The following is a 26,947-nucleotide window of genomic DNA, read 5'->3' as shown; positions in this document are numbered from 1 at the left end:
CCATCATTTGACACTGTCATGATGACAGTGTTAGGGTTCGGGCATGACAGCCGTGATGCCCGAACCCGACGGGACGAAGCACACCCCGCCCGCGCCACCGCGCGAGGCGAGCTCCCGGCTGCCTTCCCCGGGTTCTCTGGAGCCTCCAGAGAACCTGTGGACCGTGGCCGAGCTCGCCGAACTGGTGGCGCGGGCGCTCTCGTACGACTACACCGGCGCGGCCAGCGGCCGCGTCACCGACGTGCCCAGCGTGCGGGTGATCCGCTGGTACCAGACGATCGGCCTGGTCGGGCGGCCCGCCGAGACGCGCGGGCGCACCGCCCTCTACGGGCCCCGCCACCTGCGCCAGATCGTCGCCGTCAAGCGGCTCCAGGCCGAGGGGCACAGCCTCGCCGACATCCAGGCCCGCCTGCTCGGCGCGAGCGACGACGTCCTCACCGAGGTCGCGCGCGTGCCGGACACGTTGCCGACGGCCGGTCCCGCCGGGGAGGGCCCCGCCGCAGTGCCGGTTCCCGACGTCATGACCCCGCCCGCCGGGGCCGGTCAGCGCCGCTTCTGGGCCCAGCGGCCCGCCGAGGCGCCCGGCGTCGATGACAGTGTCCCGCCGAGGATCGTCTTCGACCCCGAGGACCACTCCGCGCCCGATGACACTGTCACCGTCCGGCGCCGCCACCGTCCGGCCCCCGAACCGCCCCCGAACGCGCGGCCGGTCGCGCCCATGGCCGCGCGGCCCGCGTCCGCCGAACTCTCCTACGGCGTCCCGCTGGCCGCGGGCGTCACCGTCCTCTACACCGCCGCCCGGCCGCCCACGCCCGAAGAGACCGCCGCGCTCCGCGCCGCCGCCGGGCCGCTGCTCGCCGCCGTCGCGGCCGTCCGCGAGGGCCGCGCCACCGACTCCATCACCAACGCCGCCACCACCGAACCCGCCGCGACCGGATCCACCGAAGGAGCCTCCGCATGAGCCTCACCGTCACCCCGTTGCCGACCGCGCCCGGCGCGCCCGATCCCGAGGCCGGACTCGGCGCCCTGACCACCGAGCGCGGCAACCTGCCGCTGCACAAGCTGGAGGTCGACACCCGCGTCACCGGGCTCACCGCCCGCACCGAGATCGTCCAGGGCTTCCACAACCCGCACGCCGAGCCCATCGAGGCGACCTACATCTTCCCGCTGCCCGACCGCGCCGCCGTCACCGCGATGCGCATGACCGCCGACGGCCGCACCGTCGAGGCCGAGCTGAAGGAGCGCCAGGAGGCCCGCGACACCTACGACGCCGCCATCGCCCAGGGGCAGCGCGCGTCCATCGCCGAGGCCGAGCGCGCCGACGTGTTCACCATGCGGGTGGGCAACATCCTCCCCGGGGAGCGCGTCAGCATCTCCCTCAGCCTCACCGGTCCCCTGCTGAACGAGGACGGCGAGGCCACCCTGCGCATCCCGCTCGTGGTCGCGCCCCGGTACATCCCCGGCACGCCGCTGCCCGGCCCGCAGGCCGGTGACGGCACCGCGCCCGACACCGACGCCGTCCCGGACGCCTCCCGCATCACCCCACCGGTGCTGCTGCCCGGCTTCCCGAACCCCGTCTCCCTGCGCATCGAGACGGTCATCGACCCGGCGGGCCTTCCGCTCACCACCGCCCGCTCCAGCCTGCACACCGTCACCCGCGCCGAGAACCCCGACGGAACCGTCGCCCTCAGCGTCCGCCCCGGCGAGCGCGTCGACCGCGACTTCATCCTCCGCCTCGCCTACGGCGAGCCCGCGACCGTCGGCACCGCGCTGGCCGCCGAACCCGACCGCGACGGCGAGGGCGGCACCTTCCAGCTCACCATCGTCCCCCCGGCCATGACGGCCCCGTCCCGTCCACGTGACGTCGTGGTCCTCCTCGACCGCTCCGGCAGCATGTCCGGCTGGAAGATCGTGGCGGCCCGCCGCGCCTCGGCCCGCATCATCGACACCCTCACCGGCGCCGACCGCTTCGCCGTCCGCTGCTTCGACCACGAGGTGGAGAGCCCCGACCGGCTCCCCGCCGGTCTCGCCGAGGCCACCGACCGCAACCGCTTCCGCGCGGTGGAGTACCTGGCCCGCGCCGACGCCCGGGGCGGCACCGTCCTCCTCGACCCGCTCCGCGAAGCCGCAGCCCTCCTCGCCCCCGGACCGGAGACGGGCGAGCGCGACCGCGTCCTGATCCTGGTCACCGACGGCCAGGTCGGCAACGAGGACCAGATCCTCGCCGAGCTCGCCGCCGGTCTCGCCGGGGTCCGCGTCCACGTGGTCGGCATCGACCAGGCGGTCAACGCCGGGTTCCTCAACCGCCTCGCCCTCACCGGCCGCGGCCGCTGCGAGCTGGTGGAGTCCGAGGACCGCCTCGACGAGGCGACCGCCCGCATCCACCGCCGCATCTCCTCGCCCGTGGTCACCGGCATCGCCTGGACCGCCGAGGGCTTCACCCCCGACCCCGGCAGCCTCACGCCCGGCCGCGTCCCCGACCTCTTCGAAGGCGCCCCGGTGGTGGTCTCCGGCCGCTACCACGGCGTCCTGCCCGCCACCGCCCGTCTCACGCTGACCGGCACCACGGTCACCGGCGAGGCCTGGACCGCCGCGCCCACCGCCACCGTCGCCACATCCGCCGCCGAGACCGCCGGGCCGCCGCCGCTCGCCACGTCCTGGGCCCGCGCCCGCCTCCGCGACCTGGAGGACCGCTACGCCACCGGTACCGGCGACCTGACCGGCCTGGAACAGCGCATCGTCGAGCTCTCCCTGCGCCACTCGGTGCTCTGCCGCTTCACCGCCTTCGTCGCGGTCGACACCCGTGTCGTCACCGACGGCGGGACGCCCCGCACCGTCGTGCAGCCCGTCGAGCTCCCCGCGGGCTGGGAGGCGGCGACCCCGGCCATGCCGATGATGCCCGTGGCGATGAGCATGCCCCAGGCCGCCGCACCTGACTTCCTCTCCGGCTACGGCAGCCCGCCCCCGGCCCCCGCCGGTGGCCCGTCCGGCATGCTCTTCCGCGCCGAGAGCCGACGCGGCCGCCACGCTCCCGTGCCGCCCGCACCCGCCGCGCCCGGTGGCTTCGGCGGCGGAGGCCCCGTCTTCGGCGCCCCGCCGCCCGCCCAGCAGATGCCCGCCGCGCCCGACCCGACGCCGGTCGCGCCGCCGCTCGCCTACGACCCGTGGACCGGCGCCCGCGCCCTCCTCGCCGAGGAGCTCGCGGCCCTCGCCTCCGTTCCCGCCGACACCCCCGAGCACACCCGCCGGGACCTGCTCTCCGATCTCGCCAGCCGCCTGCGCGCCCTGCTCATCGGCCACCCGGCCGACGAGACCCACCGGGCCCTGACCGGCCTCACCGAGGCCCTCGCCGCCTGCGACGGTCCCACCCCGCCCCGCGGAGAGGAGCTGACGGCCCTCTGGAGCCGCACCCTCCAGGTCCTCACCACCCAGGCGGCTCCCACCGCCGCACCGTCCGGCCCCGCCCCACCCCCGCCACCCGCCCCCCAGCCGACCGCCCGCCGCGCCTTCTGGAAGCGCGGAAGCTGACCCGGACTCACGGGACGACCGCACAACCCGGCGACCGGTAAGCCGCCGCCACCCCGTCGCGCCGGTGGCTCCCTCAGGGGAGTCATCGGCGGGCCCGGCCTTCCGGGCGGGGTGGCCGCGCCGGGCACACGCCGAGGCCGGAGAGCATCCGCGCCCAGGGCCCGCGCCGCCCACGTCAGAGTCGCGGCCCGGCGAGCAGCCGGCCACACGGCCCGCCACCCGCCTCGCTCCGGTCGGCCCGCGACGTCACTCCCACCGGAACAAGCCGCGGGCGGCACGATGACCCCGGCGCACCCGGCGCTGCGACCGCGGTGTCGCACACCCCGGCCGTCGAGCTCGCATCGTGCCGCGCAGCCGGTCGGTGCTCGTCCAGCCGACGATGAGGCGAACCGTGGCGGATCGGCACGGCCGTGCGCGAGCCTTCGCCGAGTCCCACCGGCGGCGAGCCCGGCCCGCACGGTTCAGGGCGGCTCGGTTCAGGCCGGCCCGGTTCACCGGATCCCGGCCGGTGGCACATCCCCGGAGCGCGGCCTGGCGGCCGGCACCGCCCGAACCCCGCTCCGGCCCAGGCCCTCCCGAACTCGCCTCGCCACCGCTCCCCGCCCGTGCTCCCCGCCCGTGCTTTCCGACCTTGCGCCAACCTCGTCCCGATCTAGTCCCGACCCCACCCCTATCCCCGTCCTCACCTGCGCATTCGCCCGGCTCGCGTATGCGCTCGCCTGTACCTCCGCGGTCTACATTGGTGCGATCCCATCCGAGAGGAGACCCGCGATGGCCTCGATCGTCACCCGGCTCGGCGACCGCATGCTGAGGGCCTTCGTGCCCGCCGCCACCGCGTCGGCCACGGGCACGTCGCCCAAGTGCCACTGCCAGTGCAGTGACGCCTGCTTCTACTGCTGTCCCGCGGGCGTCACGCCCGAGGGGCTGCCGATCTACAGCTGCCACGTCGCCAGCGGCTCGCAGTGCATGTGACCGCGCGCCACTGACCGTCTCCGCGCCGGGCGGGCACCCGCCCGGCGCGGTGCGGACCCTCGCGGACCGGCGGGTAATGCGTTCGAGCGGCGCGAATCGCTGAGACTACGATGAGCGAGGCCGGGAATCGCCCGGCGCCACGTACGGGGAGGCCCGTACCCGCTCGAAGGAGAACCATCGTGTCCGCACCTCCGCCTCCCGCCGTGACCGACCGCGTCGTCGTTCCGGCCGGGACGACGTGCGCCGACGCGATCGAGCGCGCCGGCCTCCCGCTGTCGGGTGCGAAGGCGATCGTCGTCGTCCGCGACGGCGAGGGGAACCTCCGCGACCTGTCGTGGGCCCCCGACGCCGACGCCGAGGTCGAAGCGGTCGCCATCGACTCGCCGGACGGCCTGAACGTCCTGCGCCACTCGACCGCGCACGTCCTCGCGCAGGCCGTGCAGGACCTGTTCCCCGAGGCCAAGCTCGGCATCGGCCCGCCCATCCGGGACGGCTTCTACTACGACTTCGACGTCGAGACCCCGTTCCAGCCCGATGACCTCAAGCGCCTCGAAAAGCGCATGCAGGAGATCATCAAGTCCGGGCAGCGCTTCTCCCGCCGCGTCTTCGACTCCAACGACGCCGCCAAGGCCGAGCTGGCGAACGAGCCGTTCAAGCTCAAGCTCGTCGACATCAAGGGCGACGGCGACGTCGACGCCGACGAGGTCATGGAGGTCGGCGGCGGCGAGCTGACCATCTACGACAACCTCGACGCCAAGTCCGGCGACCGCAAGTGGGGCGACCTGTGCCGCGGCCCGCACCTGCCGTCCACCCGGCACATCCCGGCGTTCAAGCTGATGCGCTCGGCCGCCGCGTACTGGATGGGCTCGGAGAAGAACCCGCAGCTCCAGCGCGTCTACGGCACCGCGTGGCCGACCCGCGACGCCCTCAAGGAACACCTCGCCATGCTGGAGGAGGCCGCCAAGCGCGACCACCGCAAGCTCGGCGCGCAGCTGGACCTCTTCAGCTTCCCCGACGAGATCGGCTCCGGCCTGGCGGTGTTCCACCCCAAGGGCGGCGTCATCCGCAAGGAGATGGAGGACTACTCGCGGCGCCGCCACGAGGAGGCCGGGTACGAGTTCGTCAACACCCCCCACATCACGAAGGCGCAGCTGTTCCAGACCTCCGGTCACCTCGACTGGTACGCCGACGGCATGTACCCGCCCATGGAGCTGGAGGGCGCGAACTACTACCTCAAGCCCATGAACTGCCCGTTCCACAACCTGATCTTCCGGGCCCGTGGCCGCTCCTACCGTGAGCTGCCGCTGCGGATGTTCGAGTTCGGCACCGTCTACCGCTACGAGAAGTCCGGCGTCGTGCACGGCCTCACCCGCGTCCGCGGCCTGACCCAGGACGACGCGCACATCTACACCACCAAAGAGCTGATGGTGGAGGAGCTGAAGAGCCTCCTGCGCTTCGTGCTCGACCTGCTCGCCGACTACGGCCTCGACGACTTCTACCTGGAGCTGTCCACCAAGGACCCCGAGAAGTACGTCGGCTCCGACGAGGTGTGGGAGGAGGCCACCGCGGCCCTCCGCCAGGTCGGCGAGGAGTCCGGGCTGGAGCTCGTCCCCGACCCGGGCGGCGCGGCCTTCTACGGTCCGAAGATCTCCGTCCAGGTCAAGGACGCCATCGGCCGCACCTGGCAGATGTCGACCATCCAGCTCGACTTCAACCTGCCGGAGCTGTTCAACCTGGAGTACGTCGCCGCCGACGGCTCCCGGCAGCGCCCGGTGATGATCCACCGCGCGCTCTTCGGTTCCATCGAGCGCTTCTTCGGCGTCCTCACCGAGCACTACGCGGGCGCGTTCCCGGCGTGGCTGGCCCCCGTCCAGGCCGTCGGCATCCCGATCCGCGACGAGAACGTCGGCTACCTGGAGGACTTCGCCGCGCGCCTGCGCGCCGAGGGCGTCCGCGCCGAGGTGGACTCCTCCGACGACCGCATGCAGAAGAAGGTGCGCAACGCGCAGCTGCAGAAGATCCCGTTCATGATCCTGGCCGGCGACACCGACCAGGAAGCCGGAACCGTGTCCTTCCGCTACCGCGACGGCTCCCAGCGCAACGGCGTGCCCCTCGACGAAGCGGTCGCCCACGTGCTCGACGTCGTCCGCTCCCGCGTGAACCACGGCCCCTCGGCCGCGGCCGATGAGAGCGAGGAGGCCACGCCCGCCGAGGCGTAGCCGAGAGATGTGAAAACGGCCCCGGGCGAGCGCGCCCGGGGCCGTTTCGCGTACCCGCGCGGGATGGCGGCGCGTCCTAAGCTGAGGCGGTGTCAGACGTATTAGCCGAAGAGACCTCCACCGGCCGCACCATCGCGTGCTGGATCATGACCGTCGCATCCGGAGTCGTGTTCCTCACGTACGGCCGGGTGCTCATCATGATCAGACCGGTGGTCATGTGGCTGGCCTCGGACGGCTCCGAAGGGGTGATGCAGCTGTGGCTCATCACGGCCGCGGTCGCGTCCGGAGTGGTCGGGTTCGGTCTCGCCATCGGTGGCGCGCTCGCGCGGAGTGGCCGAGTTGGGGTGTGGCTCTGCGCGGTGGGACTGCTGGTGCAGACACCCGGCGTCGTGTGGGTCTGGCTGACCCTGTGACCGGGACGGGCGTGGGGTCTCCGGTGGCGCTCCGGCTCGGCGGGCGGGCCGTGCTCGTCGCGGCGGTCTTTCCGGGACACCCGGCCGGGGACGCGTAGTCTCGCCGCGTGGATCGGGATCGGCTCATCGCCCTGCTCGGTGGCCTGGAGAGCGAGGCCGCGGCGGCGTGCCGGGCCGAGCTGACCTCCGGTGCGGCCTTCGAGGTCTGGGAGCAGCCGGTGCCCGCGTCGCGGCTCGCGTCGATCTACGGCCGCCGGGAACGGCTCGCACGGAGGCGGGGGCAGGTCACCGACGGTGGCCGGGAGACGGTCGCGCGGCCGGCGCGGTCGGGTGAGGCCCCGGTGAGGCTCGCCCGGGTGTCGAACCGGGATCGCCGGTTCCTCGTCTTTCTCGGCGATCAGCCGGGCGAGGTGCCACTCGGCCGCATCAGTGGTGTGGGGCCGGTGCCCGGCGACTGGCCCCGGCGGTGGTCCGTTTCCTCCCGAAGGCCCCATCCCAACCATCTACCAGTCGCGTGCGACATCTCCCGCGCGGAGCGCTCCCGTGCGCAGAACCGGCGGTTCGGGGACCTGTTCGCGGTGACCCGTCCGGCACGTCCGCTGGACTGAACTTCAGCCGGATCCATCCTGTTGACGCGGGTTTGCCGGGGCGCTACATTGACGCCACTTAAGGAAACGTTCCTAAGTAATCCGGGCGGTCAGTGGCGACCCGCCCGGCGAACAGCCCGATCGAACGTCATGGGGCGCGCCTTCTCCGGCTCGGGCGCGGTCCACCTCTCATCACGAACACCCTTCACCGGGAGACACCATGCGCAGAATTCTGCGAACGGCCACGGCGGCGCTCTTAACGCTCGCCGTCGTGCTCGTCGCTCCGACCGCCGCGCCCGCCGCCGATCTGGCGGGGCCGACCGCGACCTTCTCGAAGGCGCAGGACTGGGGGAGCGGTTACGAGGCCAAGTTCACCATCAAGAACGGCGGGACGACGACGCTCACGTCGTGGAAGGTCGAGTTCGACCTGACCGCCGGGACGAGCGTCGGCGCGTACTGGGACTCGCTGCTGACCAAGTCCGGCACCCACCACACCTTCGCCAACCGCGAGTACAACGGCACCGTCGCGGCCGGGGCGCAGGTGACCTTCGGGTTCATCGTCAACGGCGCCGCCACCCCGGCCAACTGCCTGCTGAACGGCGGTTCCTGCGCCGGTGGGACGACGCCCGGGCCCGGCACGCCGGGGACGCCGACGGTTACCGGGACGACGAACACGTCCATCTCGCTGTCGTGGGGCGCCTCGACGGGCACCGTGACCGGCTACCGCGTGTACGAGGGGACCACGGTCGTCTCCACCGGCGCAGGGACGACCGCGACCATCGGCAACCTCGCGGCCTGCTCCGCCCACACCTACGCCGTGGCCGCGTACAACGCCAGTGGCGAGTCGGCGAAGTCGGCGCCGGTGACCGGCACGACGACCGGCTGCACCAACGGGCCCGGCACGCCGGGGACGCCGACGGTCACCGGGACGACGAACACGTCCATCTCGCTGTCGTGGGGCGCATCGACCGGCACGGTCACCGGCTACCGCGTGTACGAGGGGACGACCGTCGTCTCCACGGGCGCGGCGACCACCGCGACCATCGGCAACCTGACGGCGTGCACGAGCCACACCTACACCGTGGCCGCGTACAACGCGCAGGGCGAGTCGGCGAAGTCCGCGCCGGTCTCCGGCACCACGACCGGCTGCACCGGCGGCGGGACCAAGGCCGCCGCGCCGTACCTGTACAACGGTTGGGGCGACCCGCCGAGCCCGGTGACGGTCATGAACGCCACCGGCATCAAGTGGTTCACCATGGCCTTCGTGCTCTCCAGCGGCGGCTGCAACCCCGGCTGGGACGGTGAGCGGCCGCTGACCGGCGGCGTCGACCAGCAGGTCATCAACCAGATCAAGGCGGCCGGCGGCAACATCGTCCCGTCCTTCGGCGGCTGGCAGGGCAACAAGCTCGGCCCGAACTGCTCCACGCCGGAGGCCCTGGCCGGCGCCTACCAGAAGGTCATCGACGCCTACGGGCTCAAGGCCATCGACATCGACATCGAGAACACCGACGAGTTCGAGAACGCCACCGTCCAGGACCGCATCCTGAACGCGCTGAAGATCATCGAACAGAACAACCCCGGCATCACCTCGATCGTCACCTTCGGAACCGCGATCAGCGGCCCGACCGAGTGGGGCGACCGGCTCATCGAGCGGTCCAAGGCCCTCGCGGTGCCGGTGGACATCTTCACGATCATGCCCTTCGACTACGGCAACAGCAGCACCGACATGTACTCCAGCACCATCTCGGCGTCCGAGGGCCTGAAGAACAAGCTCAAGAGCGTCTACGGCTGGACCGACGCCGTCGCCTACACCCACATGGGCATCTCCGGGATGAACGGCCTGTCCGACAACAACGAGCTGACCACGACGCAGACCTGGACGCAGATCCGCGACTGGGCCAAGCAGAAGGGCCTGTCCCGGCTCGCCTTCTGGTCGGTCAACCGCGACCGGCCCTGCCCGGGCGGCGGGGTCCAGGAGAACTGCTCGGGCATCGACCAGCAGAACTGGCAGTTCACGCAGATCACCGCGGGCTTCTGACCCCCTCCCGCACCCGGCCGGGGCGATCCTCCACGCGGGGTCGCCCCGGCCTCGCCCGTTTCGCCCGGAAAGCCCCCGTCGAGGGAGTAGCTTGACGGACAAAAGGGTCGAAGGAGGCGCATCATGCTCGGGCAGCTCTCGCGCAACTGGTGGGTCCTGGTGCTCCAGGGCGTGCTGGCCATCATCTTCGGCATCATGGCGTGGGTGTGGCCGGGCGCCACCGTCCTCGTCCTGGTGATCCTGTTCGGCGCCTACACCCTCGTGGACGGCGTCTTCGCCATCGCCGCCGCCATCCGCGGCACCGACATGGCCGGGCGCGGCTGGCTCGCCGTCATGGGCGTGGCCAGCGTCATCCTCGGCCTCATCGCCCTGTTCTGGCCCGGCATCACCGCGCTGGCGCTGCTGTTCGTCATCGCCGCCTGGGCGATCGTGCGCGGCGTCATCACCATCATCGGCGCCGTCCAGCTGCGCAAGGAGATGACCGGGGAGTGGGTGCTGATCCTGTCCGGCGCCGTCTCGGTCCTGTTCGGCCTGCTGCTGATGATCTGGCCCGGCAGCGGCGTCCTCGCCGTCATCTGGCTGATCGGCGTCTACGCGGTGTTCCTCGGCGTCATGAGCATCATCCTGGGCTTCCAGGTGAAGGGCCGCTCGAACGGCCCCAACGACTACGTCCTCTGACCCAGGCGCGCCAGGACCGCCTCGGCGACGTCCCCCAGGACCCGGACCTGCTCCGGGGTCAAGACGTCCATGAGGTGCTCGCGGACGGAGGCCACGTGACCGGGCGCGGCCTCCCGCAGCGCCGCCCAGCCGGCCGGAGTCAGCGCGGCTATCGCGCCACGGGCGTCCCCGGGATGCTCCTCGCGCGCGACCAGGCCGCGCTTCTCCATGCGCGTCAGGTGATGCGACAGGCGCGAATGCGACCAGCGCAGGCGCGCGGCCAGGTCGCCGACGCCGGTGCGGCGGCCCTCGCAGGCCGAGAGGTTGGACATGACGTCGTAGTCCTGCTCGGACAGCCCGGCGTCCTCGGTCAGGTCGCGGGCGATGCGCGCGTCCAGCAGGTTCCGCAGGCGCCGGTAGCCGAGCCAGGCGCGCATCTCGTCGGGGGACAGCCAGCGTGGTTCGTTCACGGAATGAGCCTAACCCGTTAGTTGACGTGTCACATACCTGGTGCTAGCTTATGTGACACGTCAACTAACTGGAGGTTCCGATGTCCCGGGTCCTGGTCTTCACCGGCTCCGCCCGCTCCGGCTCCCTGAACGGCCTGCTCGCCACCACCGCCGCGCGCCACCTGACCGCCGCCGGGGCCGAGGTCACCGAGGCCAACCTGCGCGACTTTCCCGTGCCCCTCTACGACTTCGACGTCCAGACCGCCGAGGGCGTCCCCGCCCACGCCGCCCGCCTCGCCGCGCTCATCGCCGGCCACGACGCGCTGGTCATCGCCTCACCCGAGTACAACGCGTCGCTGCCCGGGCCGGTCAAGAACCTCCTCGACTGGGTCTCCCGGGTCAAGCCGTGGGTGACCACCGACGTCCCCGTGCTGCTGTTGGCCGCCGGGCCCGGGCGCGGCGGCGGACGCCGCGGCCAGGACGCGCTGCGCCTGGTCCTGGAGGCCGTCGGCGCGCGCGTCCACGAGCACGGATACGTCCTGCCGCTGGCCGGGGAGTCCATCGAGGACGGCGTCCTGCGCGGCGAAGCCGACGAGCGCCTCGCCGCGCTGACCCGGGAGTTCCTGGCCGCCGTCCCCGTGGCCGCCTAGAGGTCGATCCAGTAGGAGCGCACCCGGGCGTCGTCGGCGTCCCCGAACACGCGGACCAGGCGCCCGCCGTTCTTCAGGATCACCCGCACCGACTCCTCGTTGGCGCCCTCCACCGTCAGCAGGACGCCCGGGACGCCCAGCCGCCGCGCCTCGTCCAGCACCAGCGCCAGCCCCCGCGTCCCCAGGCCCCGGCCCCGCGCCGAGGGGCGCAGGTTGTAGCCGATGTGGCCATTGTGCTCCTCGAAGGGCTCGGCGATGTCCGGCCGCAACCGGAACTCACCGAGCACCTCACCGTCGCGGGTCAGGACGTAGGTGCGCTGCGCGGCGGCGCCCTCGGGGAGGCCGATGCCGGCGGCCTCCTCCTGAAGCTCCCGCACGAAAGCGGCGAAATCCGAGCGCGCCAGCGGCACGTTGTTCCACGGATAGCCCTCGCCGATGCGCTCGCACTCGCCGATCATCGCCACATAGCTCGGCCCGTGCCGCTCGGCGACCGCCTCCAGCAGCACCCGCTCGCGCACCAGCTCCACCGACCGGCCGGTCCGGGACGCGCCCGCGCGCGCCAGCAGCGACGCGCCCTCGGTGTCCGGATCGGCCTCGGTCACGAACTCCTCGTGCCCCCAGGACGCCGCCGCGCGCATCGCCCGCGCCAGCAACGCCGCCGCGACACCCCGCCCGCGATGCTCGGGCAGCACCGCCAGGAAACCCAGCCGCGGCCCGTCCGGATTGCGCCAGAACCGCGCCAGGCCCGTGTAATCGCCCGCCCCGCTGACCGCCACCAGGTAACCCGACGGGTCGAAGAACGGCGAACCGAAGGTCTCCTCCCGGAACCACACCGGATCCGGCCGCCAGCCCCGCCCGCGCAACGCGCAGTCCAGGTCCAGCAACCGCCCCGGATCGGCCGAGTCGGCGCCGATCAGCCGGTACCCGCCGGGCACCGGGCGCTCGCCGAGCCGGTCCAGGGCCTCGGCGAAGCGGACGCGGTAGCGGTCCTCGGCGCGCAGGTCGCGGAACCCCGCGGCGCGAAACGCCGGGGCGTCCTCCTCGGCGACCTGCGTGTGCACGTCGGCGCCGAACATCGCGGCGAGCCGGTCGGCCAGCGGGGCGGCGGTGCGTGCCGGGTCACCACCGAAACGGCCGACGAGGCGCCCGTCCGGGCGCACCCACCCGCCGACCACGCCGACGGGCGTCCCGCCGTCCACCGCCACCAGCCTCGGAGGCCGCTCGGCGTGCAGGGCGTCGATCTCTCGCAGCCGTTCGGGGGAGAGCCCGTACAGGGGAGCGACGAGCTCGTAATCATCTGTGTACGTCGATATCTCCATCGTCGCGCAGAATAGTGAGGGCGGTCACAAGATCGCCAGATGCTTTGCCCTCTCCGGCGATCAGGGATCTTGGCGCGCGGGGGCATAGGATCGGGCGCGTGACTGACGTACAGGACGGCGCGGGGGCACCGCGGACGGGCGTGGGAGAGCCCGACGCGCTGGAGCGGCTGTGGACGCCGCACCGGATGGTCTACATCAGGGGCGAGGAGGGGAAGCCGCCCGGACCCGACCACGAACCCGTCGGCTGCCCGTTCTGCGAGATGCCGAAACTGCCCGACCGCGACGGCCTCATCATCGCCCGCGGCCGGACGGTGTTCGCCGTGCTGAACCTGTACCCGTACAACTCCGGGCACTTGATGGTGTGCCCCTACCGGCACGTCCCGGACTACACCGACCTCGACCTCGACGAAGTCGCCGAACTCGCCGCCTTCACCCGCGTCGCCATGCGCGTGGTCCGGCGCGTATCGCAGGCCCACGGCTTCAACATCGGGATGAACCAGGGCGCCGTGGCCGGCGCGGGCATCGCCGGGCACCTGCACCAGCATGTGGTGCCCAGGTGGGGCGGCGACGCGAACTTCATGCCGGTGATCGGGCGGACGAAGGTGCTGCCGCAGATCCTGGCGGACACGCGCGAGCTCCTCGCGGAGGCGTGGCCGGGAGTGGCGGCGGAGGCGGCCGCGGGGGAGTAGGGCGGGTCTTGCGCCGGGCCCGGACAGTGCTGCGGGTGGGGGGACGAGGGCTCGCCTGGCCTTGGGCTGGCCGGTTCGCGCGCGCATGGCGTAGGAGCCCGGCCCACCCCGGACGCACCGGCCAGGACACCCGGCTTATGTGCGTATGGGTGCGGGGACGCGGATGCCGGGCCCGTCTGCGCACGCTGACCCGTGTCGCGCCAACCCGCGTGCGTGGGGCATGGCGTGGTGGGGGCGTCGTTCGGGGCGGGTGAGCCGCCTTCGCGCGTGTGGACGCGCGAGTGATGGGCCCGGGGACGCGGATGAGGTGGCATCGCACCCGCGTGGATCGGGAGGCGGTCGCCGAGCGGCTCGCTGGGGTGGCGGGGCCGGTGGTGAAGCGGGATGTCGGTGCAGAGCCCACCATGGCCTGGCGGAGTCTCCTCGGGTGAGGTGTGGGTCAATGCGGCCCGGCCATGATCCGCTTGGGTGGCGGGGGTGATGCGGGTCGTGTGTGCCGACAGCCTCTCGCCGTGCGGTGGACATGCCGGGGCGCCGGGCAGAGCGCCATGCCGGGTGGCACGGCCTCATCGCGCCCGCGAACCAGCCGTGCGGGTGTCTCCGCGCAGCCCCGGTGACCGCTTCCGTGCCCGAGCACACCGACCCGCGCGGCCACCCGGGCCGCGCGGTGACGAACAACCCGCCCGCGTGACCGGCTATCCCGCGCGCTTCGGCCCCGGGTTGGCGCGCTGTCGCCGCATGGGGGTCGTGGCGGCCGCGTGACTCGCACGCGGCCGCTCGGGGTGGCGGTGGGCAACCGGGAGCCAGGGGTGAACCCGCTCGGCCGCACCGCATCGTGCTGGCGAGTACGGCGGCAGGGGAGTCGCGCTCGCCCGTCGGCTGCCGGTGTGTCGCGTGCGCGAGATGCCCCGGGTGGTGTCCTCGGCCTGTCCGTGAGGTGATGGGCTGCCGTGCCCGCCGGGCCGGGCGAGGGCTCGCGGGGCGTGTGGCGTGCGCGAGATGCCCCGGGTGGTGTCCTCGGCCTGTCCGTGAGGTGATGGGCTGCCGTGCCCGCCGGGCCGGGCGAGGGCTCGCGGGGCGTGTGGCGTGCGCGAGATGCCCCGGATGGTGTCCTCAGCCTGTCCACGACGTGATGGGCCGCTCGTACCCGCAGAGCCGGGCGATGACTGGCCAGCGGCGCGGTTGCCGGGTGTGTGGTGGCGTGAAATGCCCCGGGCGACCGGGTATGACGTGATGCGCGGCCCGATCCACCGCGCCCGTTCGCCCAGAGCCGGGTCGGGGCCTTGCCGCGCGCGGGTTTCGAGGCGGTCCGATGGCGTGTCCTGCGCCGCCGCCCGCCCCTGGAGAGGCCGCCGTCCCGGGCGCGATGGGCCCTGGCGAGCCCGGCTCGCGCGTCCGGCGCCCCGGGGCGTGTCCCCGCTCCGCCCACGGCCGTCTCCATCCCCGCCCCCGCCCAAGCCCAGGCCTCAAACTCGATCCACTCCAGAGTTGCAAACCGTACGTCCGTCTTGTTTAATGACCGGCATGACCCTCGCCCCCCGCCTCCGCGCTCTCCTCCCCGCCCCGGGCGCGCCTCGCGTCTTCGCGGTCAACCAGCTCGTCGACTCGCTCGGCACCGGCCTGTGGCTGACGTGTTCGGTGGTCTTCTTCATCAAGTCCGTCGGCCTCCCGGAGACGCAGGTCGGCACGGGCATCGCCGTCGCGGGCCTGGCCGGGTTCCTCGCGGGGCCGCTGTTCGGGCACCTGGGGGACCGCATCGGCCTGCGGGGGCTGGCCGTGGTGCTCGCCGCGGCGCAGGCGGTGTGCATGGCGTCGTTCGTGCTGGTGCGCTCGTTCTGGCCGTTCCTGCTGGTCTCGGTGCTCTTCGAGTTCTGCCGCCGGGGCGGGTCGGCGTGCCGGAACGCACTGGTCGCGGCCACCGTCGCGCCGGAGCAGCGGGTGCGGACGCGCGCGTACCTGCGGTCGGTGCTCAATGTCGGCTTCTCGGTGGGGACGCTGGTCGCCGGTGTCGTGCTGACGCTGGACACGCGGGCGGCCTACGTGGCGGTCATCCTGGGCAACGCCGCGACGTTCCTCGCGGGCACGTGGTTCTACCTGCGGGTCCCGGCCGTGACGCCGCGCCCGAAGCCGCCCGGCGCGCCCAAGGGCGGTGTGTGGCGCGATTACCCGTTCCTGTCGCTGACGCTGCTCATCGGGCTGCTGTCGATCGACGTCTCGATCTTCGCGGTGGCGATGCCGGTGTGGATCCTGCAGTACACCGACGCCCCGCGCGCCCTGGTCGCCGGGATCATGCTGCTGAACACGATCATGGCCATCGCGCTGCAGGTACCGGCCACGCGGCGCGCCGACTCGGTCACCGGCGCCGCCTCGCTCGTCCGGCTCGCCGGGCTCTCCTCGGGCGCGGCGTGCCTGCTGTTCCCGCTGACCCTCTACGTCCCGACGTGGACGGCGGTCGCGCTGCTGATCGCGGCGGCGGTGCTGCTGACCGGCGCCGAGCTGTGGCACTCCGCGGGCGGCTTCACCATCTCCATGGACCTCGCCCCCGAGCACGCCCTCGGCGCCTACCAGGGCGTCTTCGGCCTCTCCAGCGCGCTGCACAGCAGCGTCGGGCCCGCGCTGGTCACCGCGCTCGCGCTGGTGTGGGGCGGGCCGGGCTGGCTGGTGCTGGCGGCGTTCTCCGCCGGACTGGGCCTGCTCGCCAGGCCGCTCACCGCGTGGGCGCTGCGGAAGCGCCCGGTCGAGCTGGCGGCCTAACCGACGCGGCAGCGGCCCGCGGCCAGCCGGTCGAGGGAGCCCAGGATCTCCGCCGGGCGGACGTGCGTCAGCGCCACCGACGCCGTCAGCGGGCCGCCCGACGCGGGACGCACGCACACCGCCGTCTCCCATCCGAGGCGGTGCAGGTACACGCGGTCGACGGTCTCCCACGGCAGCCACACCGCGCCGCCCCGGTCCTTCAGGTACAGCCACATTCCGAGGCCGTCGGCGGCCAGGAACGGCCCGCCGCGCGTGTTCAGGTACAGCACCGCCCCCACGATCGCCGCCATCAGCGCCACCGCCACCACCACGACGCCGATCGCGACCGGCGCGGGCGCGACCAGGACGTCCACGGCCACCACCGGCACCATCACCAGCGCCAGGACGCCCAGGAGCGGCCGCCGCGCGCGCAGCACCGGCCACGCCGCGGGCCTCAGCTCGAAGGGGAGGCCGGCCGGGACGAGGTCTGCGGTGGCGTGGGTCGGTGACACGAGGGGAGAGCATACGGAGCCCTCACCCGAAGTACACGCGTCCCCTCGCGAAGTGACTCAGCGCGGCCATGATCTCGGCCTCGCGCTTGTCGCCGAAAACCACCGACGCGGTGAACCTGCTGCCGAAGTAGGCGCGCTGCATCGCGGTGTCCATCGAGGTCATCGCCCCGCCGCCCTGCCCCGCCGAGGGGTCGTGCGGCTGGAACGCCACGACCTTCTCCTGGAGCCAGCGCCGCGTGTAGACGCGCGCGATCGACTCCCACGGCAGCCACACCGCCCGCACCGGCCACTTGCGGGCGCGCACCCACACGCCGTGCTCGTCGCAGGCCAGGGTCGGGCCGCCGAGCATCATCGTCACGGGGATGAACGCCAGAGCCCCCACGCACACCACGACCATGACGAGCAGGAACCCGTACTCGCCGTTCGACACGATGGCGGGCACCACCGCGCAAAGCAGCAACGGCACCATGACCAGGCTGAGGACGCCGCCCATGATGCCCCACACCCTCCCGGCGCTCGGCCGCACGACGAACGGCAGGTCGGCCGGGATGCGCGGGGCGAACCGGTGCGGCTGCGGGACGGAGTAACCGCCCGGGTACTGGTAGGACACGCGGGCAGGTTACGGCATGGGAGCCCGTGTGGCCAGGTCAGCCGATGCGGACGCGGCCGCGCGAGAGCCGGTACAGCGCGGCGAGGACCTCGTCGGGGGACTCCCGCAGCGTCGTGGCCGCGTAGTACTCCGCCGTCGGCGCACCCGGATAGAGGGTGCCGGGCCGGGTCGTGACGATGTACACCTCGGCGTCGTTCCCCATGTGGACGGTCTCGCCGGTGCGGACGCTCGCCACGCACTCCCACGGCAGCCACACCGCGTCGCGCCCCTCGAAGGTGCGCCTGATCCACATGCCCATTTCGTCAGCGGAGAGGACCGGTGCGCGGACCAGCGGACTCGCCACGAGCAGAGCCGTCTGCGCCCCGCCGAGGGCGATGCCGCCCCAGAGGAACTCGGCCCCGTCGTCGCCGGGGAGGACCACGCCCGTGACGATCGAGAGGGCAGCGGCGAGGTAGAGGAAGCCGACCGCCCACCACTGCCAGCGCAGCGAACCGAGAATGTCCAGACGCAGGACGTACGGGAGATCGGTGGGCACCCGGGGGCGGTAGCGGATGAGCTGGATGGCGGGCATGGTCCAGTCTGCCCCGCCCGCGCCAGCCCCTCGGACCCGCGTGCGGAAGCCCGCCATCGGTGAGACGACGCGGGGACGCCCACCCGTCCCCGTGTGACCGCTACCCCTCCGCGGCCGCCTCCTTCCGCACCTGGTCGGCCAGGTGCGCCGGCATCGGCTCGTAGCGGGCGAACTCACGGGTGAACGACCCCGTGCCGGAGGTCATCGCCCGCAGCTCGATCAGGTACCGCACCAGCTCCGTGGCGGGGACCTCGGCGCTGATCAGCGCCTTGTCACCGTCGGTCCCGGTGCCCAGGACGCGCCCGCGGCGGCCGGACAGGTCGCCCATCACCGCGCCCACGTACATCTCCGGGACCCGCACGGTCACCTCGTCGACCGGTTCCAGGACGGTGATCTGCGCCTTCTCGGCGGCATCGCGCAGGGCGAGCGCGCCGGCGCTCTGGAAGGCCGCGTCGGAGGAGTCCACCGAGTGCGCCTTGCCGTCGACCAGGGTGATCCGCACGTCCACCACCGGGTGACCGGCGCCCAGACCGCGCCTCATCTGCGCGAGCACGCCCTTCTCGACACTGGGGATGAACTGCCGGGGGACCACGCCGCCGACGATCTTGTCGACGAACTCGAAACCCGCGCCGCGCGGCAGGGGCTCCACGGTGATGTGGCAGACGCCGTACTGGCCGTGCCCGCCGGACTGCTTCACGTGCCGCCCGTGCCCCTCGGCCTTGGCCGTGAAGGTCTCCCGGAACGCCACCTTCACCGGCTCGGTGTCCAGGTCCACGCCACCGCCGCGCAACCGGTCCAGGACCACGTCGGCGTGCGCCTCGCCCATGCACCACAGCACGATCTGGTGGGTCTCGGCGTTGCGTTCCAGCCGCAGCGTCGGGTCCCCGGCGACGAGCCTGCCGAGGTTCTTGGCCAGCGCGTCCTCGTCGGAGCGGGTCTTGGCGACCACCGCCACCGGCAGCAGTGGCTCCGGCATCGGCCACGGCGCCATCAGCAGCGGCGAGTCCTTCAGCGAGATCGTGTCACCGGTCTCGGCGGTACCGGACTTGGTGATCGCGCAGATGTCCCCGGCGATGCAGCGCGGCGCCTCGTGCAGCGCCGAGCCGAGCGGCGTGTAGATGTGCGCGACGCGTTCGTCGGCGTCGTGGTCGGGGTGACCGCGCTCGCCGAGGCCGTGCCCGGAGATGTGCACCACCGACTCGGGGGTGAGCGTGCCGGAGAACACCCGCACCAGCGACACCCGGCCCACATAGGAGTCGATGGTCGTCTTGACGACCTCGGCGACCAGGGGACCGTCGGGGTCGCAGGTGAGCGGCGCGGCCGGGTGCCCGTCGAGGGTCGTGACGGGCGGGACGTCGTGCTCCAGCGGCGAGGGGAACCCGCGCGTGATGACCTCCAGCAGCGCGTCCAGGCCCACCAGGGTCGGCGCGTTGACCGGGATCACCGGGTGGAAGGAGCCGCGCGCCACGGCGGTCTCCAGGTCGTCGATGAGCGTGTCGACGTCGATCTCCTCGCCGCCGATGTAGCGCTCCATCAGGGTCTCGTCCTCGCTCTCGGCGATGACGCCCTCGATGAGGGTGCCGCGCGCGTCCTCGATCATCGGGAGGTGCTCCGGATCGGGTTCGCGCACCACCGGGGGGTAGCCCTCGGAGTAGTCGTAGATCTTCTGCGTGAGCAGGCCGATGAGGCCCACGACGTGTTCGCCGGTGTCGTCGAGCATGGGCAGGTACAGGGGCAGGACGCCCTCCCCGAACACGCGCCGGCACAGGGCCACCGTCTCGTCGAGGTCGGCGCGGGGATGGTCGAGGCGGGTCACGGCGACCGCGCGGGGCATCTCCACCGCCGCGCACTCGTCCCACAGCGCGACCGTGGCGGCGTCCATGCCGTCGACGGCCGACACCACGAACACGGCGGCGTCGGCGGCGCGCAGGCCCGCGCGCAGCTCACCGACGAAATCGGCGTAACCGGGGGTGTCGAGGAGGTTGATCTTGATCCCGTCGTGCGCGATGGGCGCGCACGAGAGGGTCACCGAGCGCTGTTGCTTGACCGCGGCGGGGTCGGTGTCGCAGGTCGTGGTCCCGTCGGTGATGCTGCCCGCCCGGTCGATCGTCCCGGTGGCGGCCAGCAGAGCTTCCACGAGGGTCGTCTTCCCGACCCCGGAATGGCCGACGACGACCACGTTCCGCACCTCGCCGGGCGCATTCACCACCGGCGCGCGGCCGGTGACTCCCTTCTCTTGAGGCTTGCCTGCTGCCTTCGTCATTGGCGGGCTCCTCACCTGAGAGCGGATGAAATTGTCATGAACCTCGATGACACACCCATCCAACACCGGACACAACCCCGGCGCGCCATGAAACGCGGTGCGGCGCGCGGCGCGGGGTAGGTGGCCGCGTGGTACGGACGGCGGCGAACGATATCGTGTGAGGACGCGCGGGCCGTCGGCGACCTGACCGGACGGGCGCCACCGGGCCCTCGGGCCGGGCGCCCGTGACCCGCCGGAACTGTGAAGGCGGCATGGCGAAGAGTTTCAGCGGGTTCGGCAGGGCCCAACTGGCGCGGTTCCTCGACCCCCTCGGGCGGTACCTCGTCCGCGCCGGGGTCAGCCCGAACGCCGTGACCCTCCTCGGCACCCTCGGCGTCATCGCCGGGTGCGTTTTCCTCGTCGCGCGCGGATACCTGCTGTCGGGCCTGGCGGTGGTGACCGTCTCGGCCTGCACCGACATGGTCGACGGCGCGATGGCCCGCGTGAAGGGCGTCACCAACCGCTTCGGAGCGTTCCTCGACTCCACGATGGACCGCGTCGCCGACGGCGCGATCTTCGGCGCACTCGCCTACTGGGCCGCCACCACCGGGCAGCCGCGCGCGGCCGCCGCCGCGCTGCTGTGCCTGGTCCTGGCGCAGGTCGTGTCCTACGCCAAGGCCCGCGCCGAGGGACTGGGCGCCGACTGCTCCGTCGGCCTCGCCGAACGCCCCGAGCGGCTCGTCCTCATCGGCATCGGCACCCTCCTCGGCGGACTCGAAGTGCCCTACGCGCTGGAGGCCGTCCTGTGGCTCCTGGCGGTCCTGTCGGCGATCACGGTCGTGCAGCGCGTCCTGCACGTCCGCGCCCAACTCGTCCGGGAAGGCAGCCACCGGTGAAGGACAAGCTCACCGAATGGGCGTACGGCGCGGCCTGGCGGCTCGTGCGCGCCCTCCCCGAGTCCTGGGCCGCCGGGCTCTTCCGGGCCGGCGCCGACCGCGCCGCCCGCAAGAACGGGCCCTCCATCCAGCGGCTGCGCGGCAACCTCCGCCGCGTGGTCGGCGAGGCCGTCCCCGAAGCCGAGATGGACGTCCTCGTCCGCGACGGGATGCGCTCCTACGCCCGCTACTGGCTGGAGGCCTTCCGGCTGCCGACCATGGGCCACGAGACCATCCTCGACCGCTTCATCCTCGACAACTACGAGGTCTTCGACAAGCACCGCGAAGAGGGCACCGGCGTCATCGTCGCCCTCCCGCACTCCGGCAACTGGGACCTCGCCGGAGCCTGGGTGTGCGCCAAGGGCTACCCCATCACCACCGTCGCCGAGCGCCTCAAACCCGAGGCCGTCTACGAGAAGTTCCTCGCCTTCCGCCGCTCCCTCGGCATGGAGATCATCCCCCACGCCGGCGGCGACCGCTCGCCCATCGACGCCCTCGCCGACGCCATCAAGGAACGCCACGTCGTCCCCCTCCTCGGCGACCGCGACCTGTCCCGCCGCGGCGTCGAGGTCAGCTTCTTCGGCGGGCGCACCCGCATGCCCGCCGGGCCCGGCCTCCTCGCCCTGCGCACCGGCGCCCCCATCTACACCGTCGTCGTCCACAACGAGGGCCGCATCGGGCGCGGCGAGCTCAAAGGACCCGTCCCCATCCCCACCGAGGGCACCCAGAGCGAACGCGTCGCCGCGATCACCCAGTACATCGCCGACGACTTCGCCGCCGGGATCGCCGCCCACCCCGCCGACTGGCACATGCTCCAGCGGATGTGGCTCGACAAACCCGGGCGCCCCGCGTGAAGATCGGGATCGTCAGCCCCTACTCCTTCGACGTCCCCGGCGGCGTCCAGTTCCACATCCGCGACCTCGCCGCCGCGCTCATGGACCTCGGGCACGAGGTCAGCGTCCTGGCGCCCGCCGACAAGGACGACCCGACCCTGCCGCCCTACGTGGTCGCCGCCGGGAAGTCCGTCCCCGTCCGCTACAACGGCTCCGTGGCCCGCCTCAGCTTCGGGCCCATCTCCGCCGCGCGCGTCCTGCGCTGGCTCCACCAGGGCCGCTTCGACGTCCTGCACCTCCACGAACCCCTCACCCCCAGCCTCTCCATGCTGGCCTGCATCGCCGCGCGCGGGCCCGTCGTCGCCACCTTCCACTCCGCGATGACCCGCTCCAAGGCCCTCGCCGCCGCCCACGGCATCCTCCAGCCGATCCTGGAGAAGATCTCGGCGCGCGTGGTCGTGTCCGCCCTCGCCCGCCGCGTCCAGGTCGAACACCTCGACGGCGGCGGCGTGGAGATCCCCAACGGCGTCGACGTCGCCCACTTCGCCGACGCCGAACCCCTCCCCGGCTGGCCCGGCGACGGCGGCGCCCTCGGCTTCCTCGGCCGCTACACCGAACCCCGCAAGGGCTTCCCCATCGTCCTGGACGCCTTCGCGCGCCTCGCCCCCGAACGCCCCGGCCTGCGCCTCCTCGTGGCCGGGCGCGGCGACCCCGAGCAGGCCGTCGCCGGACTCCCCAAGGACATCGCCGACCGCGTCGTCTTCCTCGGCATGGTCGACGAGGACACCAAGGCCCGCATGCTCCGCAGCGTCGACCTCTACATCGCCCCCAACACCGGCGGCGAGTCCTTCGGCATGATCCTCACCGAGGCCATGGCCGCAGGGACACCCGTCCTCGCCAGCGACCTCGACGCCTTCCGCCGCGTCCTCGACGACGGGAACTGCGGCGCCCTCTTCCCCGTCGGCGACGCCGCCGCCCTCGCCACCGAGGCCGGGCGCCTCCTCGACGACCCCGCCCGCCGCGCCGCCTACCGCGACACCGCCGCCCGCGCCGTCGCCGCCTACGACTGGCCCGTCCTCGCCCGCAGCATCCTCGACGTCTACGAAGCCGCCATCGAGGTCACCGGCGGCGTCGTCACCGGCGACGAGAAAGACCTCCGCCGCGCCGAGGGGGACTGAACACCCCGGCGCCCATCCACTACGATCAGCCGCCATGTGGTGGGTGGTCGGAGTCGTCGCGCTGATCGTGCTCGCGTCGACGTACCTGACCTGGACGGCGACGCGCGTCGAACGGCTGCACCGCCGATCCCAGGCCGCCGCCGAAGCCCTCGACGCCCGCATGGGCGCACGGGCCCTGGCCGCCGCCGCGCTCGCCGCGCGCGTCCGGCCGCACCTCGGCGGCTACGCCGACGCGCTGGACGCAGCCGCCCGCGCCGCCCTCGAATCGGTCGACGGGCAGCGCGAGGCCGCCCAGAACGACCTGACCCGCGTCCTGCGGGAACTCCCGCTGGACCCCGGCGACCCGGAACTGGCCGCCGTCCAGCGCGCCGGGCGCCGCCTGGCCATCGCCAAACAGGTGCACGCCGACATGGTCCGCGACGCGCGCGGCGCGCGATGGCGGCCGGTGGTGCGGGTGTTCGGGCTGGCGCGCAGGCACCCCGAGCCGCGGTACTTCGACATGGACGAGCCGGTCTGAGCCGTGCGAAGGCCCCACTCCGATCCTCTACGGGACGGGTGTGACATCGGTTGACCCGTGGGACGCCGCCGCGAAACAGTGGCCAATGTCCTGCGGATTGGCCAGGCGGTCCGGCCATGATCCAGACGTACGATGGCGGTGACCATACCCTTACCCCCGCTCATCGAGGAGTCCGTCCCAGTGTCGACTGACAACACCACGACCACCGGCACCGCCCGCGTCAAGCGCGGCATGGCCGACATGCTCAAGGGCGGCGTGATCATGGACGTCGTCACGCCCGAGCAGGCGAAGATCGCCGAGGACGCGGGCGCGGTCGCGGTCATGGCGCTCGAACGCGTCCCCGCCGACATCCGCGCCGAGGGCGGCGTGTCCCGCATGAGCGACCCCGACATGATCGACGGGATCGTCGGCGCCGTCTCCATCCCGGTCATGGCCAAGGCCCGCATCGGGCACTTCGTGGAGGCCCAGGTCCTGCAGTCCCTCGGCGTCGACTACATCGACGAGTCCGAGGTCCTCACCCCCGCCGACGAGGTCAACCACATCGACAAGTGGCCCTTCACGGTCCCGTTCGTGTGCGGCGCCACCAACCTCGGTGAGGCCCTGCGCCGCATCTCCGAGGGCGCGGCGATGATCCGCTCCAAGGGCGAGCCCGGCACCGGCAACGTCGTCGAGGCGACCCGCCACATGCGGCAGATCCGCGCCGACATCAAGCGCCTGAGCACCTACGACGAGGCCGAGCTGTACGCCGCCGCCAAGGAACTGCGCGCGCCCTACGAGCTCGTCGCCGAGATCGCCGAGTCCGGCAGCCTGCCGGTCGTCCTGTTCACCGCCGGCGGCATCGCCACCCCCGCCGACGCGGCGATGATGATGCAGCTGGGCGCCGAGGGCGTGTTCGTCGGCTCGGGCATCTTCAAGTCCGGCGACCCCGCCAAGCGCGCCGCCGCGATCGTGCAGGCCACCACCTTCCACGACGACCCCGACGTCGTCGCGAAGGTCTCGCGCGGCCTGGGCGAGGCGATGGTCGGCATCAACGTGACCACCATGCCCGACTCCGAGCGCATGGCGACCCGGGGCTGGTAGTAGCGACCACGCGCGAAAGGGCGGCCCGCTCCGGGCCGCCCTTTCGCGCGTCTCAGGCGTCCTGGTTGCACCAATCGCGGGCGCTCTCCTGGGCCAGGCACCCGATGACCGTGACGGCCAGCCCGATGCCGACCAGCGACCCGCACAGGTAGCCGCCGCTCGCCCCGCCACCGCTGGTCAGCAGGTTCAGCCCGGCGACGATGATCGCGATCGACTCGACCACGATCGCCAGGATCCGCGCCCAGTTCCGCCCGGCGCCCAGCCCGACCGCCGCGGCGATCTCCAGCGCGGCCTGCGCCAGCGCCAAGACGATGAAGACCAGGAAGATCCCGCCGGAGGAGGAGTCCACCTGCCCGGACATGCCGAGCAGCACCAGGGCCAGGACGACGGTTAAGGCGCCCTGGATCCAGAGGATCACCTGCGCGGTCGTGACGTTACCGGGTTTCACGGCGCCTCCCATGGGCTCGCGGGGCTGGGTGAGGGAGCGTCCCGCCGCCTCCGTCCGCGAAGGCACGGGACGCCGGGTCACCCACCACGGTAGAGGGGCCGCGCCCGCGTTGGGGGGAGGCGGGGCTACCGCGTGAACCAGTCACGGGCGGGCCGCCCGGACATCATCACCGCCAGCAGCACCGGGATCACGAACCCGACGATGGTCATCGGATTGGGCCGGACGACGGTGTTCAGCGCCGCCACCGCGGCGCACAGCCCCGCCACGACCAGGACGGCGATGCGGACCCAGCGGTGGCGGCTCGGGACGTACAGGGCCAGCACGCCCGACGCGATCGCCAGGACGATCATGAGGATCGCCGCGTACAGCAGCACCGACACCTGCCCGGTGCTGAACTTCGCGTCCAGGCGCGCGTCATCGCTCTCATGGAAGAGGATCACGCTGAGCCCGATGAACGCGCCCGAACACAGGCTGAGGCCGAACTGGAGCCACAGCGCGATCTGCGCGGCGAGCACCGGCCCGGGCTTCACCGGACCGCGCGGAGGGGTGCGGTCGGTCATCGCGGTCGGCTTCTAGTGGTGGAACCACCGGCGCGGGACGCGCAGGAGCAGGTTCCACACCACGACCAGCGGGACGATCAGGGCGAGCAGGGCGGCGTACACCGGGGCCTTGATGACCCAGATCGCGGCGACGTCGGCGGCGATCAGGACGATCTCGGCGGCGACGATGACCAGCCACAGGACGCGCTTCTGGCCGCGCATCAAAGCCGCGAACAGCAGCCACAGCAGCGCGGCCACCGCGCCGGCGGCCAGCACCGGCCAGCGCTGCTCGCGCACGAACGCGGGGACGGTGTCCGGCAGCGCCACCCCGGCCGGGATGCCCAGGACGTGCACCAGGCCCTTCAGCCAGCCCTTCAGCACACCGCCGCCGGTGACCACGGGAACCGCGATCAGCCCGGCGATGAGGAGCACCGCGATGGCCTGCACCCGGATGAACGTCCGGGCGACCTTCGCGGCCCGGGGCATCGGGTTGTACGTCTTGGCCATGACCGCTCCTCGTAGATGGACACTCGCTGATGTGGCAGGGTAGCGGGTCACACAGCGGAGCGCATCCCCGGGCGGCCCGCGCGTCGTCGTGCGTAGGCTGCCGGTGTGGATCTGACTATCGGTGTGCTGGCCCTCCAGGGCGACTTCCGCGAGCACCTGCTGGCCCTCGCCGAGCTGGGCGTCCTCGCGCGGCCGGTGCGGCGCGTGGAGGAACTCGACACGGTGCACGCCCTCGTGGTGCCCGGCGGCGAATCGACCGCCATCTCCAAACTCGCCGTCGACTTCGGGCTCGCCGGGCCGATCCGTGAACGCATCGCCGCCGGGATGCCCGCCTACGGCTCCTGCGCCGGGATGATCATGCTCGGCGCCGAGGTCCTCGACGGCCGCCCCGACCAGGTCACCTTCGGCGGCGTCGACATGGTCGTCCGCCGCAACGCCTTCGGCCGCCAGATCGACTCCTTCGAGACCGACGTCGAACTCGACGGCATCGGTGAGTTCCGGACCGTGTTCATCCGCGCGCCCTGGGCCGAGACCGTCGGCCCGGACGTCGAGGTCATCGGCCGCATCAAGGGCGGACGGGCGGACGGTAGGATCGTCGCGGTGCGCCAGGGACGGGTCATGGCCACCGCATTCCACCCGGAGGTGACCGGGGATCTGCGCGTGCATCAGACCTTCGTCGACCTCGCGCGGGGATATCTAGACCAGTAGTCCGAAGGGAACA

26 protein-coding genes are annotated in these 26,947 nt (G+C 72.8%); 17 read left to right on the top strand and 9 right to left on the bottom strand.

The features are described from left to right. Positions 1 to 43: 43 nt before the first annotated feature. The 8 genes from QSK10_RS01420 (at position 44) to QSK10_RS01385 (ending at position 10,435) form a co-directional block, all read left to right on the top strand. Positions 44 to 961, top strand: a complete 918-nt coding sequence (locus QSK10_RS01420; RefSeq protein WP_285660710.1) for a MerR family transcriptional regulator — start codon at positions 44 to 46, stop codon at positions 959 to 961. Beyond that, entirely contained in the window at positions 958 to 3,528 is a 2,571-nt protein-coding gene (locus QSK10_RS01415) for a VIT domain-containing protein (protein WP_285660709.1), read from the top strand. The genes QSK10_RS01420 and QSK10_RS01415 overlap by 4 nt, the downstream gene beginning before the upstream one ends. A gap of 771 nt (positions 3,529 to 4,299) precedes the next feature. Beyond that, positions 4,300 to 4,500, top strand: coding sequence for a hypothetical protein (locus QSK10_RS01410; RefSeq protein WP_285660708.1), 201 nt, complete (start codon positions 4,300 to 4,302; stop codon positions 4,498 to 4,500). Between the two features lie 179 nt (positions 4,501 to 4,679). Next, positions 4,680 to 6,719 (top strand): threonine--tRNA ligase, encoded by a 2,040-nt coding sequence (thrS, locus tag QSK10_RS01405; protein WP_285660707.1) that lies wholly within the window; start codon positions 4,680 to 4,682, stop codon positions 6,717 to 6,719. A gap of 89 nt (positions 6,720 to 6,808) precedes the next feature. Further along, positions 6,809 to 7,132 (top strand): hypothetical protein, encoded by a 324-nt coding sequence (locus QSK10_RS01400; protein WP_285660705.1) that lies wholly within the window; start codon positions 6,809 to 6,811, stop codon positions 7,130 to 7,132. A 107-nt stretch (positions 7,133 to 7,239) separates the two neighbouring features. Continuing rightward, complete coding sequence (locus QSK10_RS01395) at positions 7,240 to 7,740, top strand: hypothetical protein (protein ID WP_285660704.1); 501 nt, start codon at positions 7,240 to 7,242, stop codon at positions 7,738 to 7,740. Positions 7,741 to 7,939: 199 nt separating this feature from the next. Then, positions 7,940 to 9,757, top strand: coding sequence for a cellulose binding domain-containing protein (locus QSK10_RS01390; RefSeq protein WP_285660703.1), 1,818 nt, complete (start codon positions 7,940 to 7,942; stop codon positions 9,755 to 9,757). 123 nt (positions 9,758 to 9,880) lie between these two features. Continuing rightward, positions 9,881 to 10,435, top strand: a complete 555-nt coding sequence (locus tag QSK10_RS01385) for an HdeD family acid-resistance protein (RefSeq protein WP_285660702.1) — start codon at positions 9,881 to 9,883, stop codon at positions 10,433 to 10,435. Here QSK10_RS01385 and QSK10_RS01380 read toward each other — a convergent pair. After that, complete coding sequence (locus QSK10_RS01380) at positions 10,423 to 10,884, bottom strand: MarR family winged helix-turn-helix transcriptional regulator (protein WP_285660701.1); 462 nt, start codon at positions 10,882 to 10,884, stop codon at positions 10,423 to 10,425. The two genes, QSK10_RS01385 and QSK10_RS01380, sit on opposite strands and share 13 nt — an antisense overlap. Positions 10,885 to 10,964: 80 nt before the next feature. Here QSK10_RS01380 and QSK10_RS01375 point away from each other — a divergent pair, with 80 nt between their 5' ends. After that, positions 10,965 to 11,513, top strand: coding sequence for an NADPH-dependent FMN reductase (locus QSK10_RS01375; RefSeq protein WP_285660700.1), 549 nt, complete (start codon positions 10,965 to 10,967; stop codon positions 11,511 to 11,513). Here the strand turns inward: QSK10_RS01375 and QSK10_RS01370 are convergent. Continuing rightward, entirely contained in the window at positions 11,510 to 12,832 is a 1,323-nt protein-coding gene (locus QSK10_RS01370) for a GNAT family N-acetyltransferase (RefSeq protein WP_285660699.1), read from the bottom strand. The genes QSK10_RS01375 and QSK10_RS01370 overlap by 4 nt on opposite strands. 185 nt (positions 12,833 to 13,017) lie before the next feature. Between QSK10_RS01370 and QSK10_RS01365 the strand changes: the two genes are divergently transcribed. Then, entirely contained in the window at positions 13,018 to 13,521 is a 504-nt protein-coding gene (locus QSK10_RS01365; RefSeq protein WP_285662888.1) for an HIT family protein, read from the top strand. A gap of 1,524 nt (positions 13,522 to 15,045) precedes the next feature. Then, positions 15,046 to 16,275 (top strand): MFS transporter, encoded by a 1,230-nt coding sequence (locus QSK10_RS01360; RefSeq protein WP_285660698.1) that lies wholly within the window; start codon positions 15,046 to 15,048, stop codon positions 16,273 to 16,275. On the opposite strand, the gene QSK10_RS01355 is transcribed toward QSK10_RS01360, so the two are convergent. The 4 genes from QSK10_RS01355 to QSK10_RS01340 form a co-directional block, all read right to left on the bottom strand. Continuing rightward, positions 16,272 to 16,766, bottom strand: coding sequence for a hypothetical protein (locus QSK10_RS01355; protein ID WP_285660697.1), 495 nt, complete (start codon positions 16,764 to 16,766; stop codon positions 16,272 to 16,274). The genes QSK10_RS01360 and QSK10_RS01355 overlap by 4 nt on opposite strands. 22 nt (positions 16,767 to 16,788) lie before the next feature. After that, positions 16,789 to 17,376 carry a hypothetical protein gene (locus tag QSK10_RS01350; RefSeq protein ID WP_285660696.1) on the bottom strand — a complete coding sequence of 196 codons (588 nt, stop codon included), beginning with the start codon at positions 17,374 to 17,376 and terminating at the stop codon, positions 16,789 to 16,791. A 37-nt stretch (positions 17,377 to 17,413) separates the two neighbouring features. After that, a complete protein-coding gene (locus tag QSK10_RS01345) occupies positions 17,414 to 17,947 on the bottom strand; it encodes a hypothetical protein (RefSeq protein WP_285660695.1) in 534 nt (177 codons plus the stop codon). A gap of 100 nt (positions 17,948 to 18,047) precedes the next feature. Continuing rightward, a complete protein-coding gene (locus QSK10_RS01340) occupies positions 18,048 to 20,210 on the bottom strand; it encodes an elongation factor G-like protein EF-G2 (protein ID WP_285660694.1) in 2,163 nt (720 codons plus the stop codon). Between the two features lie 251 nt (positions 20,211 to 20,461). Between QSK10_RS01340 and pgsA the strand changes: the two genes are divergently transcribed. The 5 genes from pgsA to pdxS all read left to right on the top strand — a co-directional run bounded on the left by pgsA (position 20,462) and on the right by pdxS (position 24,732). Further along, positions 20,462 to 21,085 carry a phosphatidylinositol phosphate synthase gene (pgsA, locus tag QSK10_RS01335; RefSeq protein WP_285660693.1) on the top strand — a complete coding sequence of 208 codons (624 nt, stop codon included), beginning with the start codon at positions 20,462 to 20,464 and terminating at the stop codon, positions 21,083 to 21,085. Continuing rightward, positions 21,082 to 21,978, top strand: coding sequence for a phosphatidylinositol mannoside acyltransferase (locus QSK10_RS01330; protein WP_285660692.1), 897 nt, complete (start codon positions 21,082 to 21,084; stop codon positions 21,976 to 21,978). The genes pgsA and QSK10_RS01330 overlap by 4 nt, the downstream gene beginning before the upstream one ends. Next, complete coding sequence (locus QSK10_RS01325; protein ID WP_285660691.1) at positions 21,975 to 23,135, top strand: glycosyltransferase family 4 protein; 1,161 nt, start codon at positions 21,975 to 21,977, stop codon at positions 23,133 to 23,135. The genes QSK10_RS01330 and QSK10_RS01325 overlap by 4 nt, the downstream gene beginning before the upstream one ends. Positions 23,136 to 23,169: 34 nt before the next feature. Continuing rightward, entirely contained in the window at positions 23,170 to 23,652 is a 483-nt protein-coding gene (locus tag QSK10_RS01320) for a hypothetical protein (RefSeq protein ID WP_285660690.1), read from the top strand. A gap of 132 nt (positions 23,653 to 23,784) precedes the next feature. After that, positions 23,785 to 24,732 carry a pyridoxal 5'-phosphate synthase lyase subunit PdxS gene (pdxS, locus tag QSK10_RS01315; RefSeq protein ID WP_432705286.1) on the top strand — a complete coding sequence of 316 codons (948 nt, stop codon included), beginning with the start codon at positions 23,785 to 23,787 and terminating at the stop codon, positions 24,730 to 24,732. 52 nt (positions 24,733 to 24,784) lie between these two features. On the opposite strand, the gene QSK10_RS01310 is transcribed toward pdxS, so the two are convergent. The 3 genes from QSK10_RS01310 to QSK10_RS01300 form a co-directional block, all read right to left on the bottom strand. Further along, positions 24,785 to 25,180, bottom strand: coding sequence for a hypothetical protein (locus QSK10_RS01310; RefSeq protein WP_285660687.1), 396 nt, complete (start codon positions 25,178 to 25,180; stop codon positions 24,785 to 24,787). 125 nt (positions 25,181 to 25,305) lie between these two features. Then, the gene (locus QSK10_RS01305; protein ID WP_285660686.1) at positions 25,306 to 25,740 is read right to left on the bottom strand and encodes a hypothetical protein; all 435 of its coding nucleotides are present in this window, start codon (positions 25,738 to 25,740) and stop codon (positions 25,306 to 25,308) included. Positions 25,741 to 25,752: 12 nt separating this feature from the next. Continuing rightward, a complete protein-coding gene (locus tag QSK10_RS01300; RefSeq protein WP_285660685.1) occupies positions 25,753 to 26,226 on the bottom strand; it encodes a hypothetical protein in 474 nt (157 codons plus the stop codon). Between the two features lie 111 nt (positions 26,227 to 26,337). Between QSK10_RS01300 and pdxT the strand changes: the two genes are divergently transcribed. After that, the gene (gene pdxT, locus QSK10_RS01295; protein ID WP_285662887.1) at positions 26,338 to 26,934 is read left to right on the top strand and encodes a pyridoxal 5'-phosphate synthase glutaminase subunit PdxT; all 597 of its coding nucleotides are present in this window, start codon (positions 26,338 to 26,340) and stop codon (positions 26,932 to 26,934) included. The last annotated feature ends 13 nt before the right edge of the window (positions 26,935 to 26,947 follow it).

This window comes from Actinorhabdospora filicis, assembly GCF_030269765.1.
Taxonomy (GTDB): domain Bacteria; phylum Actinomycetota; class Actinomycetes; order Mycobacteriales; family Micromonosporaceae; genus Actinorhabdospora; species Actinorhabdospora filicis.
The sequence above is the reverse complement of the archived record's forward strand: the minus strand, read 5'-3'. Positions and strand labels throughout refer to the sequence as shown.

Bases quoted from the DNA above. Each gene is read 5' to 3' on its own strand.
- QSK10_RS01390 (WP_285660703.1), top strand. From the start codon at position 7,940: ATGCGCAGAATTCTGCGAACGGCCACGGCGGCGCTCTTAACGCTCGCC.
- QSK10_RS01340 (WP_285660694.1), bottom strand. From the start codon at position 20,210: ATGACGAAGGCAGCAGGCAAGCCTCAAGAGAAGGGAGTCACCGGCCGC.
- QSK10_RS01385 (WP_285660702.1), top strand. From the start codon at position 9,881: ATGCTCGGGCAGCTCTCGCGCAACTGGTGGGTCCTGGTGCTCCAGGGC.
- QSK10_RS01375 (WP_285660700.1), top strand. From the start codon at position 10,965: ATGTCCCGGGTCCTGGTCTTCACCGGCTCCGCCCGCTCCGGCTCCCTG.
- QSK10_RS01320 (WP_285660690.1), top strand. From the start codon at position 23,170: ATGTGGTGGGTGGTCGGAGTCGTCGCGCTGATCGTGCTCGCGTCGACG.
- QSK10_RS01345 (WP_285660695.1), bottom strand. From the start codon at position 17,947: ATGCCCGCCATCCAGCTCATCCGCTACCGCCCCCGGGTGCCCACCGAT.
- QSK10_RS01305 (WP_285660686.1), bottom strand. From the start codon at position 25,740: ATGACCGACCGCACCCCTCCGCGCGGTCCGGTGAAGCCCGGGCCGGTG.
- QSK10_RS01360 (WP_285660698.1), top strand. From the start codon at position 15,046: ATGACCCTCGCCCCCCGCCTCCGCGCTCTCCTCCCCGCCCCGGGCGCG.
- QSK10_RS01300 (WP_285660685.1), bottom strand. From the start codon at position 26,226: ATGGCCAAGACGTACAACCCGATGCCCCGGGCCGCGAAGGTCGCCCGG.
- pgsA (WP_285660693.1), top strand. From the start codon at position 20,462: ATGGCGAAGAGTTTCAGCGGGTTCGGCAGGGCCCAACTGGCGCGGTTC.
- QSK10_RS01370 (WP_285660699.1), bottom strand. From the start codon at position 12,832: ATGGAGATATCGACGTACACAGATGATTACGAGCTCGTCGCTCCCCTG.
- QSK10_RS01410 (WP_285660708.1), top strand. From the start codon at position 4,300: ATGGCCTCGATCGTCACCCGGCTCGGCGACCGCATGCTGAGGGCCTTC.
- QSK10_RS01420 (WP_285660710.1), top strand. From the start codon at position 44: ATGACAGCCGTGATGCCCGAACCCGACGGGACGAAGCACACCCCGCCC.
- pdxS (WP_432705286.1), top strand. From the start codon at position 23,785: ATGGCGGTGACCATACCCTTACCCCCGCTCATCGAGGAGTCCGTCCCA.
- QSK10_RS01415 (WP_285660709.1), top strand. From the start codon at position 958: ATGAGCCTCACCGTCACCCCGTTGCCGACCGCGCCCGGCGCGCCCGAT.
- QSK10_RS01365 (WP_285662888.1), top strand. From the start codon at position 13,018: ATGGTCTACATCAGGGGCGAGGAGGGGAAGCCGCCCGGACCCGACCAC.